This is a genomic window from Rhodococcus sp. IEGM 27 (assembly GCF_033142305.1).
GTDB classification, from domain to species: Bacteria; Actinomycetota; Actinomycetes; order Mycobacteriales; family Mycobacteriaceae; genus Rhodococcus_F; species Rhodococcus_F oxybenzonivorans.
Window position 1 is genome coordinate 485,777 of sequence record NZ_JAWLSG010000005.1, and the last position, 24,536, is coordinate 510,312.

At 67.6% G+C, this 24,536-nt stretch carries 29 protein-coding genes; 21 read left to right on the top strand and 8 right to left on the bottom strand.

The features are described 5' to 3' along the window. Positions 1-79: 79 nt before the first annotated feature. The gene (locus R4P95_RS20265) at positions 80-1,207 is read right to left on the bottom strand and encodes a lipase family protein (protein WP_317746158.1); all 1,128 of its coding nucleotides are present in this window, start codon (positions 1,205-1,207) and stop codon (positions 80-82) included. 95 nt (positions 1,208-1,302) lie between these two features. Then, positions 1,303-1,932 carry a TetR/AcrR family transcriptional regulator C-terminal domain-containing protein gene (locus R4P95_RS20270; protein ID WP_317746156.1) on the bottom strand — a complete coding sequence of 210 codons (630 nt, stop codon included), beginning with the start codon at positions 1,930-1,932 and terminating at the stop codon, positions 1,303-1,305. 144 nt (positions 1,933-2,076) lie between these two features. On the opposite strand from R4P95_RS20270, the gene bioB reads away from it, so the two are divergent. Genes bioB through R4P95_RS20285 form a run of 3 tightly spaced genes read left to right on the top strand, consistent with a single transcriptional unit; the run spans position 2,077 to position 3,915 of the window. Continuing rightward, complete coding sequence (bioB, locus tag R4P95_RS20275) at positions 2,077-3,090, top strand: biotin synthase BioB (RefSeq protein WP_109329346.1); 1,014 nt, start codon at positions 2,077-2,079, stop codon at positions 3,088-3,090. After that, the gene (locus tag R4P95_RS20280) at positions 3,090-3,347 is read left to right on the top strand and encodes a hypothetical protein (RefSeq protein ID WP_213572381.1); all 258 of its coding nucleotides are present in this window, start codon (positions 3,090-3,092) and stop codon (positions 3,345-3,347) included. Before bioB ends, R4P95_RS20280 begins: the two co-directional genes overlap by 1 nt. Positions 3,348-3,357: 10 nt before the next feature. After that, the gene (locus R4P95_RS20285) at positions 3,358-3,915 is read left to right on the top strand and encodes a DUF2567 domain-containing protein (RefSeq protein WP_317746155.1); all 558 of its coding nucleotides are present in this window, start codon (positions 3,358-3,360) and stop codon (positions 3,913-3,915) included. Here R4P95_RS20285 and R4P95_RS20290 read toward each other — a convergent pair. Continuing rightward, a complete protein-coding gene (locus R4P95_RS20290) occupies positions 3,905-4,717 on the bottom strand; it encodes an SDR family NAD(P)-dependent oxidoreductase (protein WP_213572379.1) in 813 nt (270 codons plus the stop codon). The two genes, R4P95_RS20285 and R4P95_RS20290, sit on opposite strands and share 11 nt — an antisense overlap. 83 nt (positions 4,718-4,800) lie before the next feature. On the opposite strand from R4P95_RS20290, the gene R4P95_RS20295 reads away from it, so the two are divergent. Then, complete coding sequence (locus tag R4P95_RS20295) at positions 4,801-5,418, top strand: TetR/AcrR family transcriptional regulator (RefSeq protein ID WP_317746154.1); 618 nt, start codon at positions 4,801-4,803, stop codon at positions 5,416-5,418. Positions 5,419-5,445: 27 nt separating this feature from the next. On the opposite strand, the gene R4P95_RS20300 is transcribed toward R4P95_RS20295, so the two are convergent. Then, on the bottom strand, positions 5,446-6,180 hold the full coding sequence (locus R4P95_RS20300) for an NUDIX hydrolase (protein WP_249353820.1): 735 nt from the start codon (positions 6,178-6,180) through the stop codon (positions 5,446-5,448). A 76-nt stretch (positions 6,181-6,256) separates the two neighbouring features. On the opposite strand from R4P95_RS20300, the gene nadA reads away from it, so the two are divergent. From nadA to nadC, 3 genes are read left to right on the top strand one after another with little or no spacing between them, the layout of a single operon-like run. Then, entirely contained in the window at positions 6,257-7,294 is a 1,038-nt protein-coding gene (nadA, locus tag R4P95_RS20305; RefSeq protein WP_317746153.1) for a quinolinate synthase NadA, read from the top strand. Further along, the gene (locus tag R4P95_RS20310; protein ID WP_317746152.1) at positions 7,291-8,859 is read left to right on the top strand and encodes an L-aspartate oxidase; all 1,569 of its coding nucleotides are present in this window, start codon (positions 7,291-7,293) and stop codon (positions 8,857-8,859) included. The genes nadA and R4P95_RS20310 overlap by 4 nt, the downstream gene beginning before the upstream one ends. Next, positions 8,859-9,728: a carboxylating nicotinate-nucleotide diphosphorylase gene (nadC, locus tag R4P95_RS20315; RefSeq protein ID WP_317746151.1), complete on the top strand. Its 870-nt coding sequence runs from the start codon at positions 8,859-8,861 to the stop codon at positions 9,726-9,728. The genes R4P95_RS20310 and nadC overlap by 1 nt, the downstream gene beginning before the upstream one ends. A 49-nt stretch (positions 9,729-9,777) precedes the next feature. On the opposite strand, the gene R4P95_RS20320 is transcribed toward nadC, so the two are convergent. Continuing rightward, positions 9,778-10,407, bottom strand: a complete 630-nt coding sequence (locus R4P95_RS20320) for a LysE family transporter (protein ID WP_213572374.1) — start codon at positions 10,405-10,407, stop codon at positions 9,778-9,780. A gap of 37 nt (positions 10,408-10,444) precedes the next feature. Beyond that, on the bottom strand, positions 10,445-11,722 hold the full coding sequence (locus R4P95_RS20325) for a glycoside hydrolase family 1 protein (RefSeq protein ID WP_317746150.1): 1,278 nt from the start codon (positions 11,720-11,722) through the stop codon (positions 10,445-10,447). 88 nt (positions 11,723-11,810) lie between these two features. Here R4P95_RS20325 and R4P95_RS20330 point away from each other — a divergent pair, with 88 nt between their 5' ends. The 13 genes from R4P95_RS20330 to R4P95_RS20390 all read left to right on the top strand — a co-directional run bounded on the left by R4P95_RS20330 (position 11,811) and on the right by R4P95_RS20390 (position 22,567). Then, positions 11,811-13,754 (top strand): acyl-CoA dehydrogenase family protein, encoded by a 1,944-nt coding sequence (locus tag R4P95_RS20330; protein ID WP_317746149.1) that lies wholly within the window; start codon positions 11,811-11,813, stop codon positions 13,752-13,754. Between the two features lie 553 nt (positions 13,755-14,307). Next, the gene (hisD, locus tag R4P95_RS20335; RefSeq protein WP_317746148.1) at positions 14,308-15,630 is read left to right on the top strand and encodes a histidinol dehydrogenase; all 1,323 of its coding nucleotides are present in this window, start codon (positions 14,308-14,310) and stop codon (positions 15,628-15,630) included. Continuing rightward, positions 15,627-16,769 (top strand): histidinol-phosphate transaminase, encoded by a 1,143-nt coding sequence (locus R4P95_RS20340; protein WP_213572370.1) that lies wholly within the window; start codon positions 15,627-15,629, stop codon positions 16,767-16,769. The genes hisD and R4P95_RS20340 overlap by 4 nt, the downstream gene beginning before the upstream one ends. After that, complete coding sequence (gene hisB, locus R4P95_RS20345; protein WP_317746147.1) at positions 16,766-17,380, top strand: imidazoleglycerol-phosphate dehydratase HisB; 615 nt, start codon at positions 16,766-16,768, stop codon at positions 17,378-17,380. The genes R4P95_RS20340 and hisB overlap by 4 nt, the downstream gene beginning before the upstream one ends. 13 nt (positions 17,381-17,393) lie before the next feature. Further along, complete coding sequence (locus R4P95_RS20350) at positions 17,394-17,546, top strand: hypothetical protein (RefSeq protein WP_201453564.1); 153 nt, start codon at positions 17,394-17,396, stop codon at positions 17,544-17,546. A gap of 65 nt (positions 17,547-17,611) precedes the next feature. Next, positions 17,612-18,739, top strand: a complete 1,128-nt coding sequence (locus tag R4P95_RS20355; protein WP_213578057.1) for an MFS transporter — start codon at positions 17,612-17,614, stop codon at positions 18,737-18,739. Continuing rightward, positions 18,736-19,371 carry an imidazole glycerol phosphate synthase subunit HisH gene (hisH, locus tag R4P95_RS20360; RefSeq protein ID WP_213572369.1) on the top strand — a complete coding sequence of 212 codons (636 nt, stop codon included), beginning with the start codon at positions 18,736-18,738 and terminating at the stop codon, positions 19,369-19,371. The genes R4P95_RS20355 and hisH overlap by 4 nt, the downstream gene beginning before the upstream one ends. Further along, the gene (locus R4P95_RS20365) at positions 19,368-19,628 is read left to right on the top strand and encodes a hypothetical protein (RefSeq protein WP_213572368.1); all 261 of its coding nucleotides are present in this window, start codon (positions 19,368-19,370) and stop codon (positions 19,626-19,628) included. The genes hisH and R4P95_RS20365 overlap by 4 nt, the downstream gene beginning before the upstream one ends. Positions 19,629-19,647: 19 nt before the next feature. Next, positions 19,648-20,382, top strand: coding sequence for a bifunctional 1-(5-phosphoribosyl)-5-((5-phosphoribosylamino)methylideneamino)imidazole-4-carboxamide isomerase/phosphoribosylanthranilate isomerase PriA (gene priA / locus R4P95_RS20370; RefSeq protein WP_317746146.1), 735 nt, complete (start codon positions 19,648-19,650; stop codon positions 20,380-20,382). 7 nt (positions 20,383-20,389) lie between these two features. Beyond that, positions 20,390-21,220, top strand: a complete 831-nt coding sequence (locus R4P95_RS20375; RefSeq protein WP_213572367.1) for an inositol monophosphatase family protein — start codon at positions 20,390-20,392, stop codon at positions 21,218-21,220. Then, positions 21,220-21,993, top strand: coding sequence for an imidazole glycerol phosphate synthase subunit HisF (gene hisF, locus R4P95_RS20380; protein WP_213572366.1), 774 nt, complete (start codon positions 21,220-21,222; stop codon positions 21,991-21,993). Before R4P95_RS20375 ends, hisF begins: the two co-directional genes overlap by 1 nt. Next, complete coding sequence (gene hisI / locus R4P95_RS20385; RefSeq protein ID WP_208961783.1) at positions 21,990-22,334, top strand: phosphoribosyl-AMP cyclohydrolase; 345 nt, start codon at positions 21,990-21,992, stop codon at positions 22,332-22,334. The genes hisF and hisI overlap by 4 nt, the downstream gene beginning before the upstream one ends. Before the next feature lie 53 nt (positions 22,335-22,387). Continuing rightward, on the top strand, positions 22,388-22,567 hold the full coding sequence (locus R4P95_RS20390; protein ID WP_109329378.1) for a tautomerase family protein: 180 nt from the start codon (positions 22,388-22,390) through the stop codon (positions 22,565-22,567). 39 nt (positions 22,568-22,606) lie between these two features. On the opposite strand, the gene R4P95_RS20395 is transcribed toward R4P95_RS20390, so the two are convergent. Continuing rightward, entirely contained in the window at positions 22,607-23,116 is a 510-nt protein-coding gene (locus R4P95_RS20395) for a MarR family winged helix-turn-helix transcriptional regulator (RefSeq protein WP_213572365.1), read from the bottom strand. Between the two features lie 171 nt (positions 23,117-23,287). On the opposite strand from R4P95_RS20395, the gene R4P95_RS20400 reads away from it, so the two are divergent. Continuing rightward, positions 23,288-24,067, top strand: coding sequence for a class III extradiol ring-cleavage dioxygenase (locus R4P95_RS20400; RefSeq protein WP_317746145.1), 780 nt, complete (start codon positions 23,288-23,290; stop codon positions 24,065-24,067). On the opposite strand, the gene R4P95_RS20405 is transcribed toward R4P95_RS20400, so the two are convergent. Next, positions 24,055-24,519 (bottom strand): peroxiredoxin, encoded by a 465-nt coding sequence (locus tag R4P95_RS20405; protein WP_213572363.1) that lies wholly within the window; start codon positions 24,517-24,519, stop codon positions 24,055-24,057. The genes R4P95_RS20400 and R4P95_RS20405 overlap by 13 nt on opposite strands. Positions 24,520-24,536: the final 17 nt, after the last annotated feature.

Consider the following 24,536-nt stretch of genomic DNA (forward strand, 5'->3'; position numbering starts at 1 on the left):
TCATAGGTAAGAGGTCAAGTGGTAATACCAATGCCGGTCGGGTAACGCGCGAGCCTATGCCGGTGGGGTGTAACTGCAGCTAGGAGAAGGCTTGCCGGACGAACGGTGTGGTGTCGGGAATGGACGCCGGCATGGTCTGCAGATGCCCGGTCGGGTAGGTGCGGTAGACGAAACTCTGTCCGTTGGCGGCCAGGTCGGCTGTCAATTTCCAGCTGAACGCTGCGGGGACGATGTCGTCGAGCAGTCCCTGGCCGATGAAGAGTGGCCGGTCGTATCCACGGACAGGAACTCCGAGGGTGCCCCGAATCGCGTCGAGGATGGCAGGGTCGTCGAGGTTTCGGGACATCAGTTGTCCGATGGTGACGCCCTGGAGCTGCGGCGCTGCGTCTTGGTAACAGAGTTCCTCGAGGCGGTCGAGCGCGGAGATGCCGAGGGGGCTGAGGTAACTGTCGACGTCGAGGTCGGGGCGAGATGCCCGCAGTCCGGCCAGGGCATACGCGACGAACACGGTGCTCCCGGTGAGGGGAAGCGGTGGGAAATTCGGACCCACCAGAGGTGCCAGCTGTTCGAGATTCGACGGCGCGCCGGTTGCGACCGTGCCGCGGAAATCGAGTTCGGGCGCATATCTGGTCGCCATCGAAGCGGCGACCAGCGCTGCGTGTCCGCCCTGAGACTGTCCGAGCGCAAGCCAGCGGTTCGACAGTGACGGCGTCACGCTGCGAGCGGCGCGCACCATGTCGATCACGCTGTGCGCCTCGGTCGGACCGTCCAGATAGGGATGGACACCGGGTGTGCCGAGGCCCACGTAGTCGGTGGCCACCACGGCATATCCCTCGCGGAGCCAATGCTCGACATATTGCCCGCCGAAGTTCCCGGTGGCGGTGGGAGCGCACGCGTCGGCCAGCCCGACCGTTCCGTGCGCCCACGACACCACGGGCCACCCACCAGGGGGCGGTCCGCCAGGTGGCAGAAATGTCGCGCCGGTACTGAGCGCGGGCCGGTTCAACGGCCCCGTGGTCCAGTAGGTCAAGAATGAGCCCGTGGCGGCACCCGGCGGCCACATCTGCTGCGGGATCGACGAAGACACGACCACATCACCCGGTGCTCCGACGGGTTGCGACGGGCTCGGAGCCGGACCGGCGAAAAGGGAGAAGGCCAGTACCGTCGCGACAACGATTCCGGCACGGCGGCCGACTGTCGACCTCATCGTCACCCCCTGGCCTGACCGGGTAGCCACTCGGTCTCGGATGTGAGTGTGCCCACCCAGCTTTCGATTCGAGTGTGCCCACCCAGTGTGCCCGTTCAGGGGTGCTGCGCGGGGTCTTTCAGCCGTGCACGGATGCCGTCGACGAACAGCGAGAGTCCGAAGTCGAATCGGACCGCGGGATCGCCGTCGAGGAGGTCGTCGTCGTAGGCGCCGATCTCCGATGCCGGGGCGTCAGGGGAGAGTGCAGCGCGGGTGAGGGCGCCGATGGATTCCATCTGTGCGCGCGACTGCTCGTCGACCGTGTGTCCGAGGACGTAGTAGAGGAGCGAGTACGACGCGAGCTCTGCGTGCTCGCGGGAAAGTCCGGATCGCAGCCCGACGGCGGCGAACGTTTCCCGCACGCGGGAGTTGGTCATCCGCGAGGCGTAGGTCGCGGAGACGAGCTCGGCACCGTCGCGGTGCGACAGCAGGGCACCACGCAGGCGGTGGGCCAGCTCGGTGAACTCCTCGTTCCAGTCAGTAACCGTGGTAGGCGCGTCGACGTCTTCGAGGATTTTGTCCGCGAGAGCGCCGAGGAGGGTCTGCTTGTTGGGAAAGTGCCAGTACAGGGCGCCGGGTTGGACGCCGAGGGCGGTCGCGAGCCTCCGCATCGTGAGGTCGGCGAGACCGAATTCGTCGAGGATGGCCAGTGCGCCGTCGAGTACGTCGCCGCGTCGCAATTGCACTGCTGTTCTCCTCAGGTATTCGGTCCTTGCTTTGACAGTATTCCATCACGGATCTAACCTGAACGCCGTTCAACTTGTACGGTGTTCAATTCTTACTCATGTCGATCCACGACGCGTGATCGGCCCGCTCTTCAGGAGATACGTGTGACGTCGGCCCCGGTACAGACAGACATTCTCGCCTTGGCGCGTGACCAGGTTCTCGAACGCGGGGAAGGGCTCACACAGAGCCAGGTACTCGAGGTCCTGCAACTGCCGGACGAGCGACTCGAGGAGCTGCTCGCGCTGGCGCACGACGTGCGGATGACATGGTGCGGTCCCGAGGTCGAGGTGGAGGGAATCATCAGCCTCAAGACCGGCGGCTGCCCCGAGGACTGCCACTTCTGCTCGCAGTCCGGCCTGTTCCAGTCGCCGGTGCGAGCCGCCTGGCTCGACATCCCCTCGCTCGTGGAGGCTGCCAAGCAGACCGCCAAGTCCGGCGCCACCGAGTTCTGCATCGTCGCTGCGGTCCGCGGACCCGACGAACGGCTGCTCGCCCAGGTGGCGGCCGGTATCGAGGCCATCCGCAACGAGGTCGACATCCAGATCGCCTGCTCGCTGGGCATGCTCACCCAGGAGCAGGTCGACCAGCTGGCCGCTATGGGTGTGCACCGGTACAACCACAATCTCGAGACGGCGAAGTCGCACTTCCCGAATGTGGTGACCACTCACTCGTGGGAGGAGCGGTGGAACACGCTGCGGATGGTTCGTGAGGCGGGCATGGAGGTGTGCTGCGGCGGCATCCTCGGGATGGGGGAGAGCCTCGAGCAGCGCGCGGAGTTCGCCGCGAATCTGGCCGAACTCGAACCCGACGAGGTTCCGCTGAACTTCCTCAACCCCCGTCCGGGCACACCGTTCGGCGACCTCGAGGTGCTGCCCGCGAGCGAGGCGCTCAAGTCGGTGGCCGCCTTCCGGCTTGCGCTGCCGCGCACCATCCTCCGCTTCGCCGGTGGTCGTGAAATCACCCTCGGCGACCTCGGCGCAAAACAGGGCATCCTCGGCGGAATCAATGCCGTGATCGTCGGCAACTACCTGACGACGCTGGGACGGCCCGCGGAACAGGACCTCGACCTGCTCGTCGACCTGCAGATGCCGATCAAGGCACTGAACGACACCTTGTGATGACCGGCACCGACGGTTCACCGGGCAGTGTCGCTGTCGAGCGCGCTGCAGAGGAGCGGTACAACCCGTACACGGGCCGCCGAGTCGTTCCCGGAGTCGAGGACAGTGTCCCGACCGCGGCGCAGCTCGGGCTCGAACCGCCGCGCTTCTGCGAGTCGTGCGGTCGGCGGATGGTCGTACAGATCAGTCCCGACGGCTGGTGGGCAAAATGTTCACGCCACGGTGTGTTCGACTCGATCGGGCTCGCCCGGCGGTAGCGTCATCGGTGTGACCAACTTCCCGCGCATCAGGCTTCGATCTGCCGCCGGAATCGTCTGCGGAACGGTCGTGGCAAGTGCACTCGTGGGGGCGATATGGGGAGTGCTCGCGCCGGCAGAACACCTGTTGGTCGTTGCGCCCGACCGCGGCGTGACGCTGACGGGTGAGAGTGTGCACCGGTTCGATGCGATCGGCATGTTCGCGTGCGCGGGGCTGGTCGTGGGCATCCTCGCCGCGGTTGCGGCGTGGACGGCGCGGCGGAGTCGTGGTCCGGTAGCTCTCGCGGCTGTCCTCGCCGGCAACATCGTCGGAGCGGGTGTCATGGCCCTCGCAGGGCTCGGCGTCGCTGCACTGCGGTTTCCCGGCGACGACGTGTCGACGCCCGGAACGATCGTCGCGACGGCACCGGGGATCGGGACGCTGCTCGTACTGGTGTTCCAGCCGCTGGCTGCCTGCGTCGTGACGTTGGTACTCGCCGCGCTCAACCCATTCGACGACCTCGGAATCAGCGATTCCCCGGTCGAGCTCGACGAATGGGACGAGCGCGACGCGACACTTACTTCATGACCGAGGTTCGCATCCGGACGTCTCCGAGGAGACGCCCACTGGCGAGAGCGCCGATGCGGCGAGTCGCGAACCGGGTGCTGACGGACGACACCCAGTTCATCAGCCCGGATACGACGCTCGGTGGTGTGCTGCGCCGATCCAGAGCGCGCAGTGCTGTCGTCACCACCTGATCCGCGGTCTGCATGCGGCCGACGGCGGCGTCCTCCGAACCGACGACGTCGAAGAATTCGGTGCGGGTGGGGCCCGGGCAGACGGCGAGCACGGTGAGGCCCGTGCCTCGGGCCTCTGCCCACAATGCCTCCGTGAAACTCAGAACGAACGCCTTGGTCGCCCCGTACACGGCCATGCCGGGAGTCGGCTGGAACGCGGCGGTGCTCGCCACGTTCACGAGTGCTCCGCGTCCTCGCAGCAGGTCGGGCAGGAATGTGTGCGACAGCTCGACGAGGGTGGTGACGTTGAGCTGGATCTCGGCGGTGAGGCGCTCGAGGTCGGCGGACGCGAAGTCTCCGTGCGTCCCGAATCCCGCGTTGTTGATCAGTGAATCGATGCGGATGTCGCGGGCAGTCAGTTCGGTGCGCAGCCGCTCACCGGCGCCGGGAGTGGCGAGGTCGAACGGGATCACTGTGACCGACACGTGATGCGCGGTGCGGAGTTCGGTGGCGAGTTGTTCGAGTCGATCGACGCGACGGGCGACGAGGACGAGATCTGCACCCCGCCCGGCGAACCGGCGGGCAAATTCGGCACCGAGGCCCGCGCTCGCGCCGGTGATGAGGACGGTGGTTCCGGATACGTCGAAGGACATGTCAGCTCCTAGCGGTGGGGTGGCCTCGAATGTAGTCAGTGTCATCTATGTAGTCAATGACAACATTTGGTTAGACTTGCGGCATGTCCGTCGCCGAACAGCCCTATCACCACGGGAGTCTTCGTCAGGTGCTGCTCGCGCGCGCCGAGAGCACGCTCGAGCAGGACGGCGTCGACGGCATCTCCCTCCGCCGGCTCGCCCGTGAGGCCGGCGTCAGCCACGCCGCACCCAGCAAACACTTCCGGGACCGTCAGGCCCTGCTCGACGCACTCGCGGAGTCCGGTTTCGTGCGCCTCACGGCCGCCCTCGCACGCGCCGTCGAGGAGGCCGATCCTCACGCCCGGGCCCGCTTCGGCGCGCTCGCCGGCGCGTACGTGAGCTTTGCCCTTGCCCACCGCGAGTTGCTGGCGCTGATGTACGGCAACAAGCACGCGCCCGGGGCCGCCCCTCGGGTGGTGGCGGCCGGTCACGCGGCGATGGACCTCACGGTCCGGATCGTCACCGAAGCCCAGGCCGCCGGCGACATCGGGGGCGGGGACGCGTCCCGCATCGCCCTCGTCGCGTTCGCGACATTCCACGGAATCGCCACCCTCGCCGCCGGGGGGATGCTCGACGGCGCGCCGGTGGACGAGGTCGTCACCGCCGCATCGGACACGTTCTGGCGGGGGCTCGGACCGAGGACCGAGGTCGACTCACGGTGACGTCGTAGGTCCCTGATTGCACGCGGGTCAGGCCGGTGGTCGAAGCGCCGCGAATTCGTCGGTGACCCGCAGGGTGGAGTCGGTGAACCGGTAGAGCGCGGCGGGGCGTCCGCCGGTGCGGCCCGACGGTGCGGTGTTGCCGGTGGGCTTCAAGACCCCGCGCCGCCCGAGGACGCGTTGCAGATTCGTGGCGTCCACCTGGTAACCGAGTGCTGCACAGTAGATTTCGCGCAGCGTCGACATGGAGAATTCGCCGGGCGCCAGCCCGAACGCGATGTTGGTGTAGGAGAGCTTGGCGGCCAGGCGTGTACGCGCATGCTGCACGACGGTGCCGTGGTCGAACGCCATCTCGGGCAATTCCGAGACCGGGTGCCACGCAGTGTCCGGAGGGAGGGTCGGATCGGCGGGCAGGGGAACGAGCCCGAGGAAGGTCGAGGCGATGGTGCGCGGCCCGGGGACGCGATGTGGATCGCTGAACACGGACAGCTGCTCGAGGTGTGACACCTCCCGCACGTCCACCTTCTCGGCGAGTTGCCGCCGGGCGGAGGTCGTGAGGTCTTCGTCTTCGCCCAGCAAGCCGCCCGGAAGCGACCAGGCGCCCGCCTGAGGGTCGAGGGCGCGTTGCCACAACAACACGGCGAGTTCGCCGGCGCCCGTCGCGTGACGCGCATCACCGGCGTGACCTGTGCATATGCGATCGGCGAAGTGGCGAACCTGGAACACCGCGGTGAGCACTTCGTGCCTGGTGTTACTATGGGGCATGTTTTCGATCCTAAGTCGAAAACCTCGATTTAGGAATTCGGGCCAGCCCGCCCGAGGCCACGGTGAAGGAGCAGCCATGACGACCAGCACGTTGTGGGCGGGAACGCACCCGCAGATTCAGGACGGTCCCGGCGGTTACGGGGGTGTCGAGGCGAGCGAGGAGTGGGCTGCCGAAATCAAACGGCTGGCGCGTGAGCGGGGGGCAACCCTGCTTGCGCACAACTACCAGTTGCCCGCCATCCAGGACGTCGCCGACCACGTGGGTGACTCCCTCGCGCTCTCGCGCATCGCGGCGGAGGCGCCCGAGGACACCATCGTGTTCTGCGGTGTGCACTTCATGGCCGAGACCGCGAAGATTCTCAGCCCGGCCAAGACCGTGCTGATCCCCGACGAGCGCGCGGGGTGCTCGCTTGCGGACTCGATCAACGCCGATCAGTTGCGGGAATGGAAGGCCGAATTCCCGGACGCCGTGGTCGTCTCGTACGTCAACACCACCGCCGAGGTGAAGGGACTGACGGACATCTGCTGCACCTCGTCGAACGCCGTCGACGTGGTGGCGTCGATCGACCCGGACCGGGAGGTGCTCTTCCTGCCCGACCAGTTCCTCGGCGCACACGTCAAGCGCGTCACCGGGCGCAAGAACATGCAGATCTGGGCGGGTGAATGCCACGTCCACGCCGGCATCAACGGCGACGAACTCACCGCCCAGGCGAAGGCACACCCCGGCGCCGAGCTGTTCGTCCACCCGGAGTGCGGCTGCGCCACTTCGGCTCTGTACCTGGCGGGAGAAGGGTTCGTCCCCGAGGACAAGGTGAAGATCCTGTCGACGGGTGGCATGCTCGACGCGGCACGAGCGACCGGCGCCAAGCAGGTTCTCGTCGCGACCGAGGTCGGGATGCTGCACCAGCTGCGCAAGGCGGCGCCCGATGTCGACTTCCAGGCTGTCAACGACCGCGCTTCCTGCCCGTACATGAAGATGATCACCCCCGCGGCGCTCCTCCGGTGCCTGCTCGAAGGCAAGGACGAGGTTCACGTCGATCTCGAGACTGCCGAGCGTGCCCGTAAGTCGGTGCAGCGCATGATCGAGATCGGAAACCCTGGCGGCGGCGAGTGAGCAGCCCGGCCCGGGGGATCTCCTGGGAAGAGCATGCCGACCTGGTCGTGGTGGGCGGTGGGGTGGCCGGACTGACGGCCGCCCGTACCGCCTCCCTGCGAGGGCTGAGGGTCCTCACCGTCAGCAAGGGCGGTCCCACGGACACGGCGACGCAGTATGCGCAGGGTGGGATCGCGGTGGTGGGCGATGCGCTCACCGACTCGGTGGCCTCACATGTGGCGGACACCTGCGAGGCCGGAGTCGGCCTCTGCGACGTAGACGCCGTGCGGTCGATCGTGGCCGGTGGTCGCGATGCGGTCGCCGCCCTCACCGACCTGGGGGCGGTGTTCGATCGTGGACGCGACGGCGTCGTCTCCCGCACCCGTGAGGGTGGGCACAGCACCCGCAGGATCATCCATGCCGGCGGCGATGCCACGGGGGCCGAGGTGCAACGGGCGCTGGGCGCCGCAGGTCTGCCCGTGCTCTTCGGCGCGTCCGCGGTGCGGGTCCTGACCGATGCGCGCGGGGTCACGGGTCTGCTCGTCGATGCACCGAATGGCCTCGGCGTGATCCACACGCCCGCCGTCGTCCTGGCAACGGGCGGACTCGGTCAGCTGTACGCGTGCAGCACCAACCCACCCGGCGCGACCGCGGACGGCATCGCGCTGGCGTTGGATGCGGGCGCAACGGTGGCTGACCTCGAATTCGTGCAGTTCCACCCGACCGTCCTGTTCACCCCGGGAGGACTCGGGCGGCGTCCGCTCATCAGTGAGGCCGTTCGAGGGGAGGGGGCACGGCTCGTCGACGCGAACGGCGATTCGGTGACCGAGGGTGTCCATGCCCGCGGTGATCTCGCTCCCCGAGACGTCGTCTCCCGGGCGATCGCCTCCCGGCTGCGGGCACTGGGGCACGACCACGTCTATCTCGACGCCCGGCACTTGCCGGGGTTCGCCGAGCGTTTCCCGACGGTGACGGCGTCCTGCCTGCAGGCGGGGATCGATCCCCGCGAGCACCTGATTCCGGTGGCACCGGCCGCGCACTACTCGTGCGGCGGTGTGGTCACCGACGTCTCCGGACGTACCGAGGTGCCGGGCCTCTACGCTGCCGGTGAAGTGGCGCGCACCGGGCTGCACGGCGCCAACAGGTTGGCGTCGAACAGTCTGCTCGAGGGTCTCGTGGTCGGCGAACGCGTCGGTGTCGCGGCGGCCGAGCGTGCCGGTCTGCGCGTGGAGGTGACGGACACGGTCCGGCCGGGACTGTCGTACGCGTCTCGCGAACTGGTGCAGCAGGTGATGACTGCGCACGCCTCTGTGGTTCGCGACGGAGCGGGCCTCGCGTCGGCGGCGGTTGCGCTCGCCGACGCCCCCCGAAGTATTCCGGACGGCCCGACCGAACTCGAGGACGCCGCGCTGACCACCACGGCGTCTGCCCTGGTGCTCGCTGCAGGTGCGCGAACCGAGAGCCGGGGCTGCCACACCCGCAGCGACTATCCGGAGTCCAGCGAACAGTGGCTGCGGAGCACGCACATTCGCTCCCGAGACGGCGAACTCGAACTGCTCGAACCCCAACTGACAGGAGTGCTGTGATGTCCGGCCTTGTCCTTCCAGACGGTCTCGACGGGGACGAAGTGCGGGCACTCGTGCGACTCGCGCTCGACGAGGACCTGCGGTACGGCCCCGACGTGACGTCGACGTCGACGGTCCCGGCGGACGCGGTGGCCAAGGCGTCGGTCGTGTCCCGCGCGCACGGCACCGTGGCTGGTCTCGATGTGGGCCTTCTGGTGCTCGACGAGGTGATCGGTGAGGGCAGCTACCAGGTGCTCGAGCGCGTCGCCGACGGCACCCGTGTGAGCCCCGGGCAACCGGTCCTGAGCGTGTCCGCCCCTACGCGAGCCCTGCTCACTGCCGAGCGGACCATGCTGAACCTGGTGTGCCACCTCTCGGGGATCGCCACCGCGACGGCGGCGTGGGTGGACGCGGTCGAGGGAACCGGGACGCGGATCAGGGACAGCCGCAAGACGCTGCCCGGGTTGCGTTCGCTGCAGAAATACGCGGTCCGCGTCGGTGGTGGCGTCAATCACCGGATGGGGCTCGGGGACGCGGCGCTGATCAAGGACAACCATGTCGCCGCAGCAGGCTCGGTGGTGGCGGCGCTGCGGGCGGTGCGTGCGGCGGCCCCGGACATCGAGTGTGAGGTCGAGGTCGACAGCCTCGAGCAGCTCGACGAGGTACTGGCCGAAAATGTCGAACTCGTCCTCCTCGACAACTTCCCGCTGTGGCAGACGCAGATCGCCGTGCAGCGCCGCGACGCGAAGGCGCCCGGCACCAAGCTGGAGTCCTCCGGAGGTCTCACGCTCGACGTGGCAGCGGACTACGCCGGTACGGGCGTCGACTATCTCGCGGTCGGGGCTCTCACCCACTCCGTCACGGTGCTGGATCTCGGGCTCGACATGTAACGCCCCGTGAGTACTTGTTAACCGCCCGCGGTTAACAAGTACTCACGGGTCAGACGGCGCGGCGGACTGTCGCCAGAAACGTTGCCGCGATGAAGAACAAGCCGGAGAACGTCCGGTTGGTTGCGCGCTGCTGGCGTGGTGACCGCATCAGCCGCAGGACCTTTGACGCCAGCCCGGTGTAGCCGGTCATGACGGCGACGTCGACCGCGATCATGGTGGCGGCGATGATCAGGTACTGGGGGAGCAGGGGCGCCGACGGGGTGATGAACTGCGGGAGCACCGCGAGCATGAAGACGACGGCTTTCGGGTTGCTGGCATTGACCAGGAACCCGCGCAAGGTCATCGCGGGCCCACCTGTCTCGGCGACCTCGCCGTCGACGCCGGACACGTCGGTCGCACTCGCCCGCCACTGGCGGATGCCGAGATACACCAGGTAGGCGACGCCGAACCACTTGATCACCGTGAACGCGAGGGTCGAGTTCGCGAGCAGCGCCCCGAGTCCGGCGGCGACCACCGCGATCTGCAGCAGCAACCCCAGCTGCAGGCCCGCGATGTTCCAGTAGCCGCGTCGGAGCCCGAAGCGCATCCCCGTGGCCATCGACGCGATCGCACCGGCTCCCGGGGACAGACTGATCACGCACGAGGCCCCGAGCACTGCCCACCACATCTGCCACGACACCAGGTGATGGTACGTCGCGCCCCGGGCGGCAATCGTCCTACGGGGGATCGATGCAGCTGGTGGGCAGATCCACCAGTGAGCAGAATCCCGGTTTCCGCGCCGGGACGTAGCTGTCCGGCAGCCCTGCCACGATGATGTCGCGGTAGGTCGCGACCGCATCCGTGGGGCGCCGGGTGAGCGTCGGATCGGTGAGCGCGTCGACGGTGTAGAGACCGAACCGGGGCCGGTACGTTCCCCACTCGTAATTGTCGGTGATCGACCAGTAGTTGTAGCCGATGACCGGTGCTCCGTCCTGCCGGGCCTGTTCCATCCAATAGATGTGGTCGCGGAGGTGATCCGAACGGGTGTACCCGTCCGGTCGCGGTTGGCCGCTGTCGGTCGGCATACCGTTCTCCACGACGTACAACGGCAGTCCGGGGAACTTGCGGGTGTAGCGCATCAGCGCGGAGTAGATGCCGTCCGGTTGCGGATCGATGCGGTAGAAGTCGTCGGTGATCGCATTGACGGCGGTGACGTTGTCGAGAGCGAGTCCGTAGTAGTAGTCGACGCCGAGGAAGTCGAGCTTCTCGCGAACCCGGTCCACGAACATTGCATCCACGGCAGCGGTGGCGGCCGGGATGTAGGAGAGATTGCTGCTCACCCGGGCTCCCGGGTCGTTCTCGTGGATCAGGTCGTAGGCGCGTCGGTGGACCTCGACGAGCCGGTCGAGCATCTGGGGACCCTGAGCGGCGGTGACGCCGCCGAACGTCAGTTCCTTCTGCAGATACACGGTCGGTTCGTTGATCGTGATCCAGAGCGCGCCGAGACCGGAATAGCGTGGAACGACCCTGCGGGCGTACTCGAGCCAGTGGTCGACCGTCGCCTGATTCGTCCACCCACCCTTGTCTGCGACCCAGCCCGGATACACCCAGTGGTCGAGGGTGATCATCGGTGTCATCCCTCGGCCGGTGATCTCCCGGACGACGTCGTCGTAGTACCGGAGTTCGGTGTCGTCCCAGGAGCCGGGCGACGGCTGTACCCGCGCCCATTCGACGCCGAAGCGGAACACGTCGACACCGAGATCTGCCGCGCGGGCGATGTCCTCGCGGTAGCGGTGACGGAAGTCGACCGAGTGGCCGATTGCATCGTCGGTCCTGCCCGACGCCGCGTAGCGCGCCCAGTTGCTGTCGGGCGACGAACCCTCCGATTGGAAGCCGGAAGTGGCGACGCCCCAGAGGAACTCGCCCGGTAGCGGTTCGGCGCCCGATGTGGCCGGGGGCGTCACGAAGCACAGGAGAAGCGCGCCGGCGCCCAGGAGAGTCGACGGAGTCCGCATCGGCCGAAGAGTAACCGAAATGCTGTGTCGACTCCGTCGATTTGGGGGATACTCGTCAGTAGGACTACCCGCCAGTAGGAGGCGCGTCATGGTCGACACATCAGCTCCGAAGGTCACCGAGGAAGAAGCACGAGCTGTAGCGGAGGAGGCGAGGGAATCCGGTTGGGACAAACCCTCATTCGCAAAGGAACTGTTTCTGGGACGGTTCCGGCTGGATCTGGTTCACCCGTTTCCCCGGCCCGCGGCCGAGGACGCTGCCAAAGCCGACGAATTCCTGACTCGTCTCCGCGCCTACTGCGAGGAGATGGACGGCAGTGTCATCGAATCCCAGTCGCGAATCCCCGACGAGTACGTTCGTGGCCTCGCCGACCTGGGATGTTTCGGGCTGAAGATCTCCGAGGAGTACGGCGGACTCGGGCTTTCCCAGGTCGCATACAACCGGGCGTTGATGCTGGTTGCGTCGGTGCACCCCAGCCTCGGCGCACTCCTGTCGGCGCACCAGTCGATCGGGGTACCGGAACCGCTCAAGCTCGCCGGCACACCCGAGCAGAAAGCAGAGTTCCTGCCGCGGTGTGCCCGAGGTGCCATCTCCGCGTTTCTCCTCACCGAACCGGACGTCGGTTCCGACCCGGCCAGGCTGGCGTCGTCGGCTACTCCCATCGAAGGCGGGGCGGCCTACGAATTGGACGGCGTGAAGTTGTGGACGACCAACGGCGTCGTCGCGGAACTGCTCGTCGTCATGGCACGAGTTCCGAAGAGTGAGGGTCACCGCGGCGGGATCTCGGCGTTCGTCGTCGAGGCCGACACCCCGGGCATCACCGTGGAACGGCGCAATGCCTTCATGGGGCTACGCGGGATCGAGAACGGCGTGACCCGCATGTACAAGGTTCGCGTTCCCAAAGAAAATCTCATCGGGCGCGAAGGCGACGGACTCAAGATCGCGCTCACCACACTGAACGCCGGCCGGCTCGCGATACCCGCAATGTGCGCGGGCGCCGGCAAATGGTCGTTGAAGATCGCCAGGGAATGGTCCGGTGTCCGGGTGCAGTGGGGCAAGCCGGTCGGTGAGCACGCGGCCGTCGCCAACAAGCTGTCATTCATGGCCGCCACCACCTACGCCCTCGAAGCCGTGGTGGACCTGTCGGCACAGATGAACGACGAGGGCCGCAACGACATTCGGATCGAGGCGGCGCTCGCCAAGCTGTGGTCGTCCGAGATGGCCTGCGTTCTGTCCGACGAGCTTATCCAGGTGCGCGGCGGTCGAGGATACGAGACTGCGGCGTCGCTGGCGGCGCGAGGAGAACGGGCAGTTCCCGCTGAGCAACTCGACCGGGATCTGCGCATCAACAGGATCTTCGAGGGCTCGAGCGAGATCATGCGTCTGCTCGTCGCCCGCGAGGCCGTCGACGCCCATCTCACGGCGGCAGGCGATCTCGCCGACCCTCACGCCGACACCGGCGCGAAGGCCCGGGCGGCGGCCAAGGCGAGTGGCTTCTACGCGAAGTGGTTGCCGCAGCTCGTCGCCGGCAAGGGACAAATGCCGATGGCATACGGCGACTTCGGCATTCTGGCCAAGCATCTGCGCTTCGTCGAGCGGCATTCCCGCAAACTGGCCCGCTCCACGTTCTACGGCATGGCCCGCTGGCAGGCGGCGCTCGAGAAGCAGCAGGGATTTCTCGGTCGGGTGGTGGACATCGGCGCAGAACTGTTCGCGATGTCCGCCAGCTGTGTCAAGGCGGAGATGCAGCGCGAGGAGAACGAGGCCGAGGGAGCCGCGGCCTACGAACTCGCCGACGTGTTCTGCCGGCAGGCCGCACTCCGTGTGGAGAAACTGTTCGACGGGTTGTGGCACAACACCGACGACGTCGATCGGCAGGTCGCGCATTCCCTCCTCGAGGGACGGTATGCATGGCTCGAACGGGGAGTGGTCGACCCCAGCGAGGGCACCGGTCCGTGGATCACCGAATGGACGCCCGGCGCGTCCACCGAAGAGAATCTCGCCAGGAGGTTCGTCGAATCGACTCGTCTCTGACCGGAGCCTGCCACGACGCTGACCCCCGGGCTGCCGCGACTCCGCCGCGCGGGTGCCCCGACCTCGCGTAACGGGTGGAACTGAGGTCGACTCTTTGCGTCTTCACGGTCGGCCTCGTCGCGCGACCCACGGTCGGCAATGTCGTCCGCTCATGGACGAAACCGCCCTCGAACTGGGCCATTGAGGTCCGCCCGGGGGTGGTTTAACGTGGAGGTGCGGGCCGTATCCCGTCGGGTCGAGACTTGGCATTCCGGGATACGACTCGCCGGGGGGGCACCGACGACGAAGTCGCGCGGCAGGCCCGCCGCCGATTCGAAGTTCGGTGTGAGCCGCCCGACACTTCTCCTGCGCGCGATCTCCAACGACCGGACGAGCGGGATCTGCCGCCCGCCAAGGCAGCCACCGACCGGTGAAAATGCGGTACGCCTATCCTGGATAATCAGTGCAGAGCCCTGTTCTCCAGAGGACAGCCAGCTCGTCAGTGACCTGCCGGCTCATCCGTGACCTGCGTGTCAGTGACACCGTGTCCCGCCAGTCGCAGAGAGGACCTCTCATGCTCGCCCGCACCGACCTTCGTGGTCGTACCCCTTCCACGGCCGAACTTCGTGCCGCACTTCCTCGAGGTGGAGTGGATGTGGACGCGGTGCTGCATCAGGTTCGCCCCGTGGTCGACGCCGTGCGCGAGCGTGGCGCCGCTGCCGCCCTCGAATTCAGCGAGCAGTTCGACGGCGTCCGGCCTGCGCAGATACGTGTCCCGCAGGCAGAACTAGACCGTGCGCTCGCCGAACTCGATCCCGCAGTCCGCGCCGCTCTCGAAGTCGCGATCGAACGCACCCGCAAGGTGCACGCCGACCAGCGCCGCAAGGACACCACTACCCAGGTTGTCCCCGGCGGCACCGTCACCGAGCGGTGGGTGCCCGTCGACCGGGTCGGCCTCTACGTGCCCGGCGGCAACGCCGTCTATCCGTCCAGTGTCGTCATGAACGTCGTGCCGGCGCAGGCCGCCGGTGTGCGGTCTCTCGTGGTGGCCTCGCCGCCTCAGGCGGAGTTCGGCGGGCTCCCGCACCCGACCATCCTCGCGGCGGCAGCATTGCTGGGCGTCGACGAGGTCTGGGCCGTCGGCGGGGGGCAGGCTGTCGCCCTGCTCACCTACGGCGGCACCGACACGAACGGCGCCGAACTCGCCCCCGTCGATCTGATCACCGGTCCCGGCAACATCTACGTCACAGCGGCCAAGCGCCTGTGCCGTGGCCTCGTCGGCATCGACGCCGAGGCCGGACCCACCGAGATCGCGATCCTCGCCGACCACACGGCAGACCCGGTGCACGTCGCGGCAGACATGATCAGCCAGGCCGAGCACGACGTGATGGCGGCGAGCGTGCTCGTCACCACCAGCACCGAGCTCGCCGACGCCGTCGACACGGCGCTGGCCGCGCAACTGGAGATCACCAAACACAAGGAGCGCGTCACTGCCGCGCTGTCCGGCACGCAGTCGGGCACCGTCCTGGTCTCCGATGTCGAGGCGGGACTGCGGGTGGTCAACGCCTACGCCGCCGAGCACCTCGAGATCCAGACCGAGAACGCCACCGCCGTCGCCGCGAAGGTGACCAGTGCGGGCGCGGTGTTCGTCGGGCCGTGGGCGCCGGTCAGCCTCGGCGACTACTGCGCCGGATCGAACCACGTCCTGCCCACCGCGGGCTGCGCCCGGCACTCCTCGGGTCTGAGCGTGCAGACGTTCCTGCGGGGCATCCACGTGGTCGACTACTCGGAATCCGCGCTGAAGGAGGTCTCCGGCCACGTCATCACCCTCGCCAACGCCGAGGATCTGCCCGCGCACGGTGAGGCTGTCCGGCTGCGCTTCGAGGCCTTGCGGTGACCGCGGCGAACGTGCCGGGTTCGTCCATCGGCGTGGACGCGCTACCGATCCGGGAGAGTCTGCGCGGCAAGTCGGCGTACGGCGCGCCGCAGCTCGCCGTGCCGGTGCAGCTGAACACCAACGAGAACCCGCACCCGCCCACGCAGGCGCTCGTCGACGACGTCGCGGAATCCGTGCGGGAGGCGGCGCGGGAACTACACCGCTACCCGGACCGCGACGCGGTGGCGCTGCGCACCGATCTCGCCGCCTACCTGGCCGGCCAGACCGGCGTGCCGGTCACGGTCGACAACGTATGGGCGGCAAACGGCTCGAACGAGATCCTGCAGCAGCTACTGCAGGCGTTCGGAGGCCCCGGGCGTAGCGCGATGGGATTCGTGCCGTCGTACTCGATGCACCCCATCATCGCGGACGGAACGCAGACGGACTGGTTGCCGATCTTCCGCCGCGCCGATTTCGCCCTCGACGTCGACGCTGCGGTGGAGGCGATTCGGGCACGCCGTCCCGATGTCGTGTTCGTCACCAGCCCCAACAACCCGACGGGGCACAGCGTCGGCATCGCGGAACTGCGCCGGGTCCTCGACGCCGCGCCGGGCGTCGTGATCGTCGACGAGGCGTACGCCGAATTCTCCGACGCCCCCAGCGCCCTGACATTGATCGACGAGTACCCGTCTAAGATCGTCGTGTCGCGGACGATGAGCAAGGCGTTCGCGTTCGCCGGCGGCCGGCTCGGATACCTCGCCGCCGCACCGGCATTCATCGAGGCACTGCTCCTGGTCCGGTTGCCGTACCACCTGTCGGTGGTTACGCAGGCCGCCGCCCGCGCGGCGCTACGGCACGCGAACGAGACACTCGGCAGCGTGCACGCGCTCGCCACGGAACGGGTGCGGGTGTCGAAGGCATTGGAGGACACGGGCTTCCGTGTCATCCCCAGCGACGCCAACTTCATCCTGTTCGGTGAGTTCACCGACAGCGCCCACGCCTGGCAGGCCTACCTCGACCGCGGAGTCCTCATCCGGGACGTCGGGATCCCCGGATACCTGCGTGCCACCGTCGGATTGGCCTCCGAGAACGACGCCTTCATCGTGGCGAGCGACGCGATCGCCGCCACCGAACTCACGACCTCAGGAGACCGAGGATGACCGACCGCATCGCCAAGGTGGAGCGCACCACCAAGGAATCCAGCATCACCGTCGAACTGAACCTCGACGGCACCGGCATCGTCGACATCTCGACGGGTGTCCCGTTCTTCGATCACATGCTGACCGCGCTCGGCTCCCACGCGAGTTTCGACCTCAGCGTTCAGGCCCAGGGCGACGTCGAGATCGAGGCGCACCACACGGTGGAGGACACGTCGATCGTGCTCGGCCAGGCCCTGGGTCAGGCGCTCGGCGACAAGAAGGGCATCCGGCGGTTCGGTGACGCGTTCATTCCCATGGACGAGACGCTCGCCCACGCGTCGGTCGACGTGTCGGGGCGGCCGTACTGCGTCCACACCGGCGAACCGGAACACATGCTGCATGCTGTCATCGGCGGTTATCCCGGAGTTCCCTACGCGACCGTGATCAATCGGCACGTGTTCGAGTCGATAGCACTCAACGCCCGGATCGCCCTGCACGTGCGGGTGCTCTACGGCCGCGACCAGCATCACATCACCGAGGCCGAGTTCAAGGCCGTCGCCCGCGCCCTGCGGGAGGCCGTCGAACCCGATCCCCGGGTGTCCGGGGTGCCGTCGACCAAGGGCAGCCTGTGAGCGGATCGCCTTCGTGAGCGTCGTCCTGGTGTACGTGCTGTTCATCGCCGCCGGAATAGCGGCGGGCGGCGCGTACTCGATGTGGAAGTTCAACAAGCTGGCCTCGGGTGTGCTGCTGGCACTGGCTGTGCTGGCGGCAGTGGCGGGCGTCGTCAGGCTGCTGTAGTGCCTGTCGCCTCCGTGACCGGACCCCGGTTGCTACGCACTCCTGGTCTGCTCACCGCGCTGGTGATGGGTGCGGCGGCGTTCGGTGGGTGGGCGGTACTGCTCCCTGTGGTGCCGCTGATCGTGTCTCTGTCGGGAGGGTCGGACACCCTCGCCGGTGGTGTGACTGCCGTTTTCATGGCCGCCACGGTGCTGACCCAATTCGGCGTGCCCCGGCTCCTGCGCAGGTGGGGGTACCGATGGGTGCTCGCGGCCGGATGCCTCCTCCTGGGGCCGCCGTCGTTACTGTTCCTGCTGTCCACCGAGGCGATTCCGGTTCTCGCCGTGTCCGCGGTGCGGGGTGCGGGTTTCGGGATGCTCACGGTGGCGGGCAGCGCTCTCGTCGCCGAACTGGTTCCGCGGGAGATGCTCGGCCGGGCCACAGGCGCGCAGGGGATCGCGGTGGCTGCCGCGCAGATGGTGGGCCTGCCCGCGGGGTTGGCGATCATGCAGCACTGGTCCGCTACGCCGGTCTTCGTACTCGGTGCGCTGATTCCCTTGCTGGCGGTGGGCGCCGTCACTCGGCTGCCGCACCTGCATCCACGCCCGGCCGGTACCGCACGAGGGCGTCTTCCGCTGTCGGTCCTGCTCGTGCCGTGGCTGTCCATTGCCACGGCGGCTGCAGCGTTCGGCGGTGTGTCGAGTCTCCTGCCGATCGCCATTGCCGAGCGGGCGTCCCTCGCCGGCGGGGTCCTCGCGGTGGTCAGCGGCGCCGCAGTGTGCGGACGTTACGCGGCGGGATCGTTCTCCGACCGGGTCGGAGTCGGCCGGGCGTTGATGCCCGCGCTTGCGTTCACCTGCGGCGGTCTGGCGCTGTTCGCGTTCGCGGCAGCACGGGACGGGGACGGGATCCTCCTGGTCTGTGCGGCAGTAATTTTCGGGTTCGGATTCGGCGCCGTTCAGAACGAATCGCTGGTCATGATCTTCACCGCAGCCGGGCCCGCCCGATTCGGTGCCGCGAGCGCCGGATGGAACATCGGATTCGACGCCGGCACGGGATTCGGGTCCCTCACCCTCGGGGCCGTCGCTTCGGTGGCGGGGTATTCGTGGGTCTTTGCGGTGGCGGCGATGACGGTGGCCGTCGTCCCGGCGACGGGAATGCTGGTCGGCCGCGCCCTAGGAGGCCGGACACGGCCGGATAGAATCGATTCATGACCGTCCCCACCATTGCAGTCCTCGATTACGGCTCCGGCAATCTCCATTCGGCCACCCGCGCGCTGGCTCGCACCGGTGCACAGGTCGAGGTGACGGCAGACCACAAGGTGGCTCTCGCGGCGGACGGCCTGGTGGTTCCCGGGGTCGGAGCTTTCGCCGCCTGCATGGACGGGCTACGCGCGGTGCGCGGTGAGCGACTCATCGGCCAGCGCCTCGCCGGTGGCAGGCCGGTTCTCGGCATCTGTGTGGGCATGCAGATCATGTTCGAACGCGGAGTCGAATTCGGTGTGGAGGCGGAGGGCTGCGGTGAATGGCCGGGCACCGTCGAACGGCTTCAGGCCGCCGTCCTGCCGCACATGGGATGGAACACGGTCGACGCGCCCGACGACAGCACCTTGTTCAAGGGAATCGATCCCGACACCCGGTTCTACTTCGTGCACTCCTACGCGGTGCAGAAGTGGGAGATGCCCACGCCGGAACGGCTGGCACCGCCCGCGCTGACGTGGGCGGATCACGGTGGGAAGTTCCTCGCGGCCGTCGAGAACGGTGCATTGTCCGCCACCCAGTTCCACCCGGAGAAATCCGGTGACGCGGGAGCGGAGCTGCTCCGGAACTGGGTGCGCAGCTTGTGACGCCATCGCCCGGTGATGGGAGCGGTGACCTGTCGATCGGCCGGCTCGCCGTGTGCGCGCTGGGTGCGGCCACCGTGGTGCTGGTGATCGCGACCACCGTCATTCTCGTCGTGAAGCCGGGGCCGGTCCTGGGCCTGGTCGTCGGACTTCTGGGAGTCGCGGGGGCGATCGCGTCCATGGGGTACGTGTCGAAGCGCATGACCCGCAACGCCTACGGTGACGATCCGCAGGACCCCGAGCCGGGTTCCGGGCGCTGAGCGACTAGGGTTGTCGCACGTGAGCCTGGTCCTTTTGCCTGCTGTAGATGTCGTCAACGGTGAAGCTGTTCGCCTCGTCCAGGGGGAGGTAGGGAGCGAGACCGGGTACGGCTCGCCTCGTGATGCCGCCCTTGCGTGGCAGAACGACGGTGCCGAGTGGGTGCACATCGTCGACCTCGACGCCGCATTCGGTCGCGGTTCGAATCGGGAACTCCTCGCCGACGTGGTGGGTGAGCTCGACATCCAGGTCGAACTGTCCGGGGGGATCCGCGACGACGAGTCGCTCGAGGCCGCTCTGGCCACCGGGTGCGGCCGCGTGAATCTCGGTACCGCCGCCATCGAGAATCCCGACTGGTGCGCCCGTGCGATCGCGAAGTATGGCGACAAGATCGCCGTCGGCCTCGATGTCCGGCTGATCGACGGTGAGTATCAGCTCCGTGGCCGCGGCTGGGTCACCGAGGGCGGAAACTTGTGGGAGACCCTCGCGCGCCTCGACCGGGACGGTTGCTCGCGCTACGTCGTCACCGATGTGAGCAAGGACGGCACACTGACCGGCCCCAATCTCGAACTCCTCGCGCAGGTGTGCGCGGCCACCGACGCGCCCGTCGTGGCGTCGGGTGGTGTGTCCACCATCGACGATCTGACGGCGATCGCCGGACTCGTCGACCAGGGCGTCGAGGGCGCCATCGTCGGCAAGGCGCTCTACGCGGGGCGTTTCACGCTCCCCGAGGCGCTCGCCGCGGTCTCGGGCTGATCCGGTCATGAGCCCGGACCGCGATCCTCAGGAACTGCTCGCCGTTGCCGGTGAGCTGCTCGACGGCGTCCACGACCGGTTCGTTGCCGGGGTGGGGTCGCCGAGTGCCGTGCACAAGGGACCGGACGACTTCGCGACTGCTCTCGACCTCGAACTCGAGAAACGGCTGACCGGAGAACTTCAGGATCGGACCGGCATCGCGGTTCACGGCGAGGAATTCGGCGGCCCGGATCTCGACGCGGGATTGGTGTGGGTTCTCGATCCCATCGACGGCACCTTCAACTACTCGGCGGGATTGCCGACGGCGGGCACACTTCTCGCCCTGCTCGACGACGGTGTCCCGGTCCTCGGTCTCACGTGGTTGCCGCTCGTCGGGCGACGGTACGCGGCCGTGGCGGACGGGCCGCTCCTCGAGGGCGGTCTGCCGCTGCCGCGTCTCACCGAGACGTCGCTGGCGTCGTCGATCGTGGGAATGGGCGCACTGAACATCGACAGCCGCGGACGTATCCCCGGGCCTTATCGGCTGCAGGTTCTCGCTCAGCTCAGCCGGGTGTCGTCGCGGATCCGGATCCACGGCTCGACCGGCGTCGACCTCGCCTTCACCGCGGCAGGAATACTCGGTGGCACGGTGGTGTTCGGCCACAATGCGTGGGACAACGCCGCCGGTGTGGCTCTGGTGCGGGCGGCGGGTGGCGTGGTCACGGATCTCGCCGGTCAGCCGTGGACGATCGCTTCGGATTCTGTGCTGGCCGGTGCCCCCGGAGTGCACGGTGAGATTCTCGACATTCTCGGATCGCTGGGTGACCCCCGCGCCGATCTCTCGGAAGGGCGTACGTAATGACTCTGGCAGTGCGGGTTATCCCTTGCCTCGACGTCGATGCAGGACGCGTGGTCAAGGGCGTCAACTTCGAGAATCTGCGTGATGCAGGTGATCCGGTGGAGTTGGCGGCCGCCTACGACGCACAGGGTGCGGACGAGCTCACCTTCCTCGATGTCACAGCCTCGACCGCGGCTCGTGGCACCATGCTCGATGTCGTGAGCCGGACGGCGGAACAGGTCTTCATTCCACTCACCGTCGGCGGCGGCGTCCGTACCGTCGAGGACGTCGACCGGTTGCTGCGTGCCGGTGCCGACAAGGTCAGCGTCAACACCGCGGCCATCGCCCGGCCCGAACTGCTTCGTGAACTGAGCGAGCGTTTCGGATCCCAGTGCATCGTGCTGTCGGTGGATGCGCGCACGGTCCCGCAGGGTCAGCCGGACACCGCGTCCGGATGGGAAGTGACCACCCATGGCGGCAAGCGCGGAACCGGGATCGATGCGGTCGAGTGGGCGGTGCGCGGCGCCGAACTGGGTGTCGGCGAAATTCTGCTCAACTCGATGGACGCCGACGGGACGAAAGCGGGCTTCGACCTCCCGATGATCCGCGCCGTGCGGGCGGCCGTGCATGTGCCGGTGATCGCGAGCGGGGGAGCGGGTGCTGTGGAGCATTTCGCACCCGCCGTCGAGGCCGGCGCCGACGCGGTGCTGGCCGCAAGTGTCTTCCATTTCGGCGACATGACGATCGCCGAAGTGAAGAAGTCCATGCGCGAAGAAGGGATCACCGTCCGATGAGTCTCGACCCCGCTATCGCCTCGCGGCTCAAGCGCAACGACGCAGGCCTGTTCAGCGCCGTCGCACAGGAACGGTCGACGGGTGACGTCCTGATGGTGGCGTGGATGGATGACGAAGCACTCGCCCGCACCCTCGACACCCGCAAGGGCACCTACTACTCCCGTTCCCGCCAGCAGTACTGGGTGAAGGGGGAGACGTCCGGGCACACGCAGTACGTCCACGAGGTGCGGCTCGACTGCGACGGCGACACGGTGCTCCTGATCGTGGATCAGGAAGGCGCTGCATGTCATACGGGCACGCACACGTGCTTCGACACCGACGTTCTGCTCGCCGCGCAGTAGAGTTCCGGGCGCTCGGGCAGAATGTCTCGCATGCCCTCGGGCAGAATGCCTTCATGCCATTGATCCAGATCAGTCAGACAACCGGGCTCACCACCGAGCAGAAGCGTGCCACCATCGAAGCGGTCACCAAGGCGTACGCCGAGGCGACGGGTAAGGACCCGGCGAAGGTCTGGGTGACGATCGCGGACGTGCCGGCCGAGAACTGGGGTGTCGGCGGGTCGCCGCTGGGGTGAGCAGGCGGGTCGCCGCTGGGGTGAGGTGCACTCGGCGCGTCACGCTCTTCCGGTGCCGGCGGCGATGCCCTTGTCGAGTTGGGTGAGCATGGCGCTGCCGAGTTCGGAGAGCTGACGTACTTGGTCCGTGGAGAGGCCGTCGAAGACGAGTGCGCGGACGGATTCGACGTGGGGTGGTGCGGCGTCCACTACTTTGGCCATCCCTGCGTCGGTGAGGACGGCGTCGGAACCACGGCTTCCTCGGATGCTCTCTCGCCGTACCCAGCCGGCTTTTTCCATCTTGGTGATGACGTGGGACAGCCGCGACAGTGATGCGTTGGCCCGCTGGGCGAGCAAGGACAACTGAAGTCGATGGTTGTCTTCGCCGGACAGGGAGGCGAGGACGAAGTACTCGAAGTGGGTGAGCGCCGAGTCGCGCTGCAGCTGGGCGTCGAGGGCCGCGGGGAGGCGGGTGACGAGTGCGATGAGGGTGAGCCACGCCTGCTGCTGATCGGTGTCGAGCCAGCGTGTCTCCGTCTGTGTCGAGCTGTCCTCGTCGTACCCACCCATGAGTGGTGTCCTCCATTTCGTGCGCCGAACCGCTGTGCGACCTCTTCACCATAGGCAGCACGCCGCCTGCGGAACGGTACCCGGGAATAGTTGTCGCATCCGCGTGTTGACTCCTATACTAGCTTGAAGGTTCAACTTAGGGCCTTGTGAGTCGGACCTCGAGGAGTCACGATGACGAACGTCATGCCCGCGCTGTTCCTGAGCCACGGAGCACCGCCGTTGGTCGACAGCGAACTGTGGGTGTCGCAACTGGCGAAGTGGGCCGGCGAACTGCCGCGGCCGAAAGCCATCCTCATGGTCTCGGCGCACTGGGAGTCCGCGCCGCTCACCATCGGCTCGACCACCACCGGGACCCCCCTCGTCTACGACTTCGGCGGTTTCCCCGAACGTTTCTACCGGGCCACGTACGCCTCACCGGGTGCGCCGGAGCTGGCCACGCTGGTCGCGGCACTCATGCCCGACAACGAGACGGTCGCGCATCAACCCGATCGGGGCCTCGATCACGGCGCCTACGTGCCGCTCACGGTGATGTATCCGGACGCCGACATTCCCGTCCTGCAGATCTCCTTGCCGACGCTCGACCCCGAACGGCTGCTGCACCTCGGTGAGCGGCTGCGCCCACTGCGGGAGCAGGGAGTCCTGATCGTCGGCTCCGGGTTCACCACCCACGGGCTGCCGTTCCTGCGCGACCCCTCGCCGGAGGCGAAGGCCCCGGGATGGTCGGCGGAGTTCGACGCGTGGGCGAACGAGTGCCTGGCCGCAGGCGATGTCGACTCGCTCATCGGCTTCCGCTCACTCGCCCCGGGCATGCCCTATGCGCATCCGACGATCGAGCATTTCGCTCCGCTGTTCGTGACGCTCGGCGCCTCCAGCGACCCCGAGCAGATTCCCCGCCAAGTGATCGACGGGTTCTGGATGGGCTTGGCGAAGCGGTCTTTTCAGGTGGCCTGACGGGCACGAAGGAAGGTCAGCGCCTGATCGCCGTGGGCATTCGCGCGAAACTCGCTCGAGATCACCTCGAGCACCGTGCGGTCGGTGTCGATGACGAACGTCGACCGTTTGACGGGTGCTAGTTTGCCGAGCAGTCCTCGCCGGACCCCGAACTTCTCGGCGACCGCGCCGTCGCGGTCCGACAGAAGGGGGTAGTCGAACGACTGCGCCTGCGCGAACGACGCCTGCTTGGCCACCGCATCGGTGCTGATCCCGGCGCGGGAAGCCCCGACGGCTGCGAACTCGTCGGCGAGGTCGCGAAAATGGCATGCCTGGGCGGTGCAGACCGGGGTGGACGCCGCCGGATAGAAGAACAGCACCAGCGGACCGTCCTCCAGAAGGCTCGACAGCGAACGTTCGTTGCCGTCCTGGTCGGGCAGGGTGAATTCCGGGGCGAGCTGACCTGGCTTCATGACAGCCGAGGCTACCC